This is a genomic window from Streptomyces sp. W16 (assembly GCF_033194735.1).
Classification (GTDB): domain Bacteria; phylum Actinomycetota; class Actinomycetes; order Streptomycetales; family Streptomycetaceae; genus Streptomyces.
The window spans coordinates 1-4,875 of the sequence record NZ_JAWOAI010000643.1 but is presented as its reverse complement, the minus strand read 5'-3'; the positions used below and the strand labels follow the sequence as shown (position 1 = coordinate 4,875).

Sequence of the window (4,875 nt, the reverse complement as noted above, 5' to 3'; positions counted from 1 at the left end):
GCACGGCCAGCTGCAGCACATCGGCGAGACTCCCGGCATACCGATCGGCAACGGCCCGAGCGAGCCCCAGCAGTTCCGCACTCAGCACCGGCTCGGGCGACACAACCTGAGCCAGCGCGGCGAGCGGCCCGGAGTAGTCCGACTCGGCCAGCCGCTCGACGAGGAACCCGTCGATCAGCCCCCCGCCCTCACGCCGCCCGTCCCGCACCCGGTGCCGCCCGGCCCCGAACCGCACCCGCACCCGCACCCCGGGCTGCGCGTCGGCGTCGAGCTCGGCGGGCACGGCGTAGTCGAAGTACCGGTCGAGATGCAGCACCCCCTTGTCGACGAGCACCCGCGCGACGGGCAACTCCCCGGCCAGCGCGGCCGCGCGCCACGTCCGCGGCTTCGCCTTCGGCCCCTTCGCCTGCCGCACGCTCTCCCGAATCAGCGCAAGCTGCTCGGGCGGCGCACCCTCCGCCCCGCCGTCCCGTTCCCCGTCCGCGCTGCTCACGCCTGCATTCTTACCAAACGCGACTGACAACGGCCGACGACCGCCGTCCGCGCCCGGTCCTCTAGACCTCGGAGAGAAGCCGCACGACGAGGCGCTCCACGTAGGCCATGTCCTCGTCCGGGTCGCTGTCCCGGAATCGTCCCCCCGCCTCCGAGGCGGCGAACCCGAGCATGAACGTCGACAACAGCCGCTCGGCCCGCGGAATCCGGTCCTCCTGGAGCCCGGCGGCGCGCAGGGCGCCGTAGACCGCGTTGCGCGGCCCGACGGCCTCCGGGGTCACCGCCGGCCGTTGGAAGAGGAGCAGGAACAGGTCGGGGTGACGGCGGGCGGTGGCCCGCATGCTGTGCGCGAGCAGGCGCAGTTGCTCCCGCCAGTCGAGTCCGGGAGCGGGTACCTCGATCTCCAGCAGCAGTCGCTCCACGAGGCCGTCGAGGAGTCCCTGCTTGTCGCCGACGTGCCGGTAGAGCGTCATCGGGTTCACGTCGAGTTCCTGCGCGACGGCTCGCATAGTGACGGCCGACAGCCCTTTCCGGGTCGCCAACTCCCATGTCACGTCGAGCACTTGATCACGACTGATCCGCCGTGGCGTCACTTGACATCCTCCCTCGAAGCTACGTATACACAGTATACGTATACGTTGTATATATCGAGGGAGTGGCCATGCTGACCGTCAGCGGCCTGCGCAAGCGATGGGGTCCCGTCCAGGCCCTCGACGGCTTCGACCTGCGGATCGAGCCCGGCGAGATCTGCGGCCTGATCGGCCACAACGGCGCGGGCAAGACGACCTTCGCCCGCATAGTCGCCGGCCTGGAGCGGCCCGACGCGGGCTCGGTCCTCGTCGCGGGAACGGACCTCGCCACAGCCCCACGCGCCGCCCGAAGCCTGATCGGCCTGGCACCCCAGGAACTGGCCCTCTATCCCACCGCCACCCTGCGCCAGAACCTCCGCCTCTTCGGCGGCCTGGCCGGCCTGCGCCGGACCGAACTGCGCATCGAACTGGCCGCCGTAGCAGAGGAGTTGGCCCTCACCGACGTACTCGACCGACCGATCGCGACGCTCTCCGGCGGCCAGCAGCGGCGCGCCCAGGCGGCCACGGTCCTCCTGCCCCGCCCCCGCGTGCTGCTGCTCGACGAACCCACCGTCGGCGCCGACCCCACCACCCGCGAAGCGCTGCTACGACTCGTCAGGACCCGCGCCGACGAAGGCGCCGCCATCTGCTACACCACGCACTACCTACCGGAGTTGGAGCTCCTCGGCGCCACCCTCGCGGTGGCCGCGGCCGGCCGGGTGATCGCCCGCGGCGACCGCGCCGACCTCCTGGACGGCCTGCCCGGCGAGGTCACCGTGACGTTCACCGGCCCCGTACCCGAACACCTCACGCAGACCTCAACGGCCCCCGGGGAACTGCGCTTCAGCACCGTGGACCCGGCGCAGGCACTGGCCCGACTTCTCCAGGACCTGGGCCCCGACACCACCCGGGTCCGCTCGGCCGCGGTCCGCGAACCCTCCCTCGACGACCTCTACCGAAGCCTGGCCGCCGACCGACTCCCCACGGAGACCCATCATGCGGCCTGAACTCGCCTCACCCACAGCCCGCCGCACCTGGGCCATGACCCGCCACACCCTCGTCCTGCTCGTCCGCGACCCGGGAACCCCGCTCGCCTACACCGTCATGTCACTGGTGCTGCTGAGCGTGCTCCACCCGGTGTACGAGCGCCTGGCCACCCCCGGCACACCCGGCGTCGTACAGGCCGCTCCCGGCATCGCGGTGATGTTCACCCTGCTCGCCCTGGACGTGGCCGGCCAACTCCTGCTCTCCGAACGCACCTGGCACACCTGGGACCGCCTGCGCTCGGGCCCCGCGACTCCCACGACGATCCTGACCGGCAAGGCCCTGCCACTGGCGGCGCTGTTCCTCACCCAGCAGGCCGTACTCTTCCTCTTCGCGACCGCGGTCTTCGGTTTCCCTCTCGCCGCCGGCACCTGGCGCCTACCGCTGCTGGCCCTCCTCTGGGCGGCCTGCGTAACCTCCTGCGGCCTCGCCCTCGGCGTCCACGCCCGCAGCCAGGGCCAGTTGGCCGCCGCCTCCGACATCGGCGCCCTCACGATCACCTGCCTCAGCGGCTGCCTGGTCCCCCTCACCGTCCTCCCCCACTGGGTCTCCACGGTGGCACCCGCGACACCGGGCTACTGGGCCCTGCAGGGCTTCCAGGCAGCCGTCACCGGCGACCCCCACGCCTACGCACACTCGACGGCGGTCATCGCGGCCATCACAGCGACGGCCCTCCTGGTGTCCGCCCACCGCATCCGCCGCTGACTCCGTCCGGAAATGCCGAGGGCCCGGCTCCCCCAAAGGGAAACCGGGCCTCGCAACAGCAATCGCGGCTTAAAGCCCCGCAGCCTTCCGCAGCGCGTCCACGCGGTCCGTGCGCTCCCAGGTGAAGTCGGGGATCTCACGGCCGAAGTGGCCGTACGCGGCGGTCTGGGCGTAGATCGGGCGCAGCAGGTCGAGGTCGCGGATGATGGCGGCCGGGCGGAGGTCGAAGACCTCGTCGATCGCCTTCTCGATCCGGTCGGTGTCGACCTTGGCGGTGCCGAAGGTCTCCACGAACAGGCCCACCGGCTCGGCCTTGCCGATCGCGTACGCCACCTGCACCTCGCAGCGCGAGGCGAGGCCCGCGGCCACGACGTTCTTCGCGACCCAGCGCATGGCGTAGGCGGCGGAGCGGTCGACCTTGGACGGGTCCTTGCCGGAGAAGGCGCCACCACCGTGGCGGGCCATGCCGCCGTACGTGTCGATGATGATCTTGCGGCCGGTCAGGCCGGCGTCGCCCATCGGGCCGCCGATCTCGAAACGGCCGGTGGGGTTCACGAGCAGGCGGTAGCCGTCGGTGTCGAGCTTGATGCCCTCGTCCAGGAGCACCTTCAGCTCGGCCTCGACCACGAACTCGCGGATGTCGGGGGCGAGTAGCGACTCCAGGTCGATGTCGGACGCGTGCTGCGAGGAGACGACGACCGTGTCGAGGCGGACGGCCTTGTCGCCGTCGTACTCGATGGTGACCTGGGTCTTGCCGTCGGGGCGCAGGTACGGGATGGTCCCGTTCTTGCGGACCTCCGAGAGGCGCTTGGCGAGGCGGTGCGCCAGGAAGATCGGGAGCGGCATCAGCGTCGGCGTCTCGTCCGTCGCGTAACCGAACATCAGGCCCTGGTCGCCGGCGCCCTGCTTGTCGAGCTCGTCGTCGTCGCCCTCCACACGGTTCTCGTACGCCGTGTCGACACCCTGCGCGATGTCCGGGGACTGCGCGCCGATGGACACCGAGACGCCGCAGGAGGCGCCGTCGAAGCCCTTCTTGGAGGAGTCGTAGCCGATCTCCAGGATCTTGTCGCGGACGAGCTGCGCGATGGGCGCGTAGGTCTTGGTGGTGACCTCACCGGCCACGTGCACCAGGCCGGTCGTGATCAGCGTCTCGACGGCGACCCGGGAGGTCGGGTCCTCCCGCAGAAGCGCGTCGAGAATGGTGTCGCTGATCTGGTCAGCGATCTTGTCGGGGTGACCTTCGGTCACGGACTCCGAGGTGAAAAGACGACGGGACACAACGCTCCCTGAGGTTGCAGCGGCTGCTGGCTGATCATTGGCGGACGGGACGGGAGCTGCGCCCGACGTCGTCCGAGAACAGTTTATCGGTCGCGGTCGACAGACGGTCCCCCCGTCTCGTCTCTCGGGAAGTGCTGTGACCTGCGGCACGCGCATTTTGCCGAATGCCGAGTGCCGTTGGCCAGAGCCGCCACGCACCAATGTCAGGTTTCAGCGAACTGTCAGATGGCTGAAACAAATCAGGCAAGACGCTGTGCGACCAGGTCCCACACGGTCTCGGCCAGGGCTTCCTTCGGGCCGTGGGGCACCGTGGTCTCGCTGCCGTCGGCGCTCAGCACGACCGCCTCGTTCTCCTCGGAACCGAAGGTCTTGCGCTCGCCCACCTCGTTCACCACCAGCAAATCGCATCCCTTGCGTGCCAGCTTGGTACGTCCGTTGGCGAGGACGTCGTCCGTCTCGGCGGCGAACCCGACGACCACTTGTCCAGGGCGGGCCCGGTCGGCGGAGATCTCCGCGAGGATGTCCGGATTTCGCACCAGGACGATGGGCTCGGGGTCCTTGTCGTCCTTCTTCTTGATCTTCCCGGTCGCGTACTCGGCCGGGCGGAAGTCGGCGACCGCCGCGGCCATGACGACCGCGTCCGCGTCCGCGGCGGCCTTCAGCACCGCTTCCCGCAGCTGTACGGCGGTCCCGACCTGGACGACGTCGACGCCCGCCGGGTCCGGCAGTCCCGTGTTCGCCGCGAGGAGGGTGACCCGGGCGCCGCGGGCGGCGGCGGTGCGTGCGA

General features: G+C 70.5%; 5 protein-coding genes and 1 pseudogene. 2 read left to right on the top strand and 4 right to left on the bottom strand.

Features of this window, described 5'->3' with window-relative positions:
• Both R6V09_RS46015 and R6V09_RS46010 read right to left on the bottom strand, forming a co-directional pair.
• A pseudogene (locus R6V09_RS46015) lies at window positions 1–493 on the bottom strand (primosome assembly protein PriA); the annotation flags it as partial.
• A gap of 61 nt (window positions 494–554) precedes the next feature.
• Window positions 555–1,085, bottom strand: a complete 531-nt coding sequence (locus R6V09_RS46010; RefSeq protein ID WP_317887434.1) for a TetR/AcrR family transcriptional regulator — start codon at window positions 1,083–1,085, stop codon at window positions 555–557.
• A 68-nt stretch (window positions 1,086–1,153) separates the two neighbouring features.
• Here R6V09_RS46010 and R6V09_RS46005 point away from each other — a divergent pair, with 68 nt between their 5' ends.
• Complete coding sequence (locus R6V09_RS46005) at window positions 1,154–2,068, top strand: ABC transporter ATP-binding protein (RefSeq protein WP_317887433.1); 915 nt, start codon at window positions 1,154–1,156, stop codon at window positions 2,066–2,068.
• Window positions 2,058–2,810, top strand: a complete 753-nt coding sequence (locus R6V09_RS46000; RefSeq protein ID WP_317887432.1) for an ABC transporter permease — start codon at window positions 2,058–2,060, stop codon at window positions 2,808–2,810. Before R6V09_RS46005 ends, R6V09_RS46000 begins: the two co-directional genes overlap by 11 nt.
• Window positions 2,811–2,879: 69 nt before the next feature.
• On the opposite strand, the gene metK is transcribed toward R6V09_RS46000, so the two are convergent.
• Both metK and R6V09_RS45990 read right to left on the bottom strand, forming a co-directional pair.
• On the bottom strand, window positions 2,880–4,088 hold the full coding sequence (metK, locus tag R6V09_RS45995) for a methionine adenosyltransferase (RefSeq protein WP_317887431.1): 1,209 nt from the start codon (window positions 4,086–4,088) through the stop codon (window positions 2,880–2,882).
• Between the two features lie 239 nt (window positions 4,089–4,327).
• Window positions 4,328–4,875 (bottom strand): phosphopantothenoylcysteine decarboxylase domain-containing protein (locus R6V09_RS45990; RefSeq protein WP_317887430.1); only part of this gene is annotated, 548 nt, incomplete at its 5' end.

Bases quoted from the DNA above. Each gene is read 5' to 3' on its own strand.
- R6V09_RS46000 (WP_317887432.1), top strand. From the start codon at position 2,058: ATGCGGCCTGAACTCGCCTCACCCACAGCCCGCCGCACCTGGGCCATG.
- R6V09_RS46005 (WP_317887433.1), top strand. From the start codon at position 1,154: ATGCTGACCGTCAGCGGCCTGCGCAAGCGATGGGGTCCCGTCCAGGCC.